Annotated in this window: 1 protein-coding gene; it reads right to left on the minus strand. The window is 39.6% G+C overall.

Features of this window, described 5'->3' with window-relative positions; all coding sequences use genetic code 11:
- Positions 1-228 (minus strand): DUF4277 domain-containing protein (locus R7Q11_RS28765; RefSeq protein ID WP_225467296.1); only part of this gene is annotated, 228 nt, incomplete at its 3' end.
- Between the last annotated feature and the right edge of the window lie 315 nt (positions 229-543).

The raw sequence follows: 543 nt of genomic DNA on the forward strand, positions 1-543 counted from the left end.
GGCAACAGGCTTCGTCTCGAAGAAGTCAGAAAACATATGCAGCGTTCTGCTGTGAAAGCCAAGACCATTGAGAATCATCGCCAAGACCGCATCGCCATGTGAAACGTTATGATCCGAGTACTTGGGAATGACGCGATCAATAATACCAGGTAAGCCGATTTCATGGCAGAAAGCAGCGATCAGCCCTAAGTGATCTAGGCGTTTAATGACAGGTTGAGCAGCAGACATAATAAAGTGACCGTTAAATAACAGTAATAGATCAAAACTGGGGATCGCGGTCAAGAGGTCTGCGGCACTAACATCTGTAAACGATCACTGGATCACATTGTTTTAATTCTGAAATTGGCTGCGGAATGACGGGTTTACTATATTAATAGTATTGATGAGAATAATTCCTATGCCTGTTTTTCTAGCCTTGTTTATTAGTTGCTAGTTTGCACTTAATTGTTTCCAAAATAGGTCTAATTAAACTACTCACCATTATTGGTTTGCTTTTAAGTTATTGATATTACATGGGTGTTGGTAAATTTAATTTAAGCTAAC

This window comes from Vibrio sp. 970 (genome assembly GCF_033339075.1).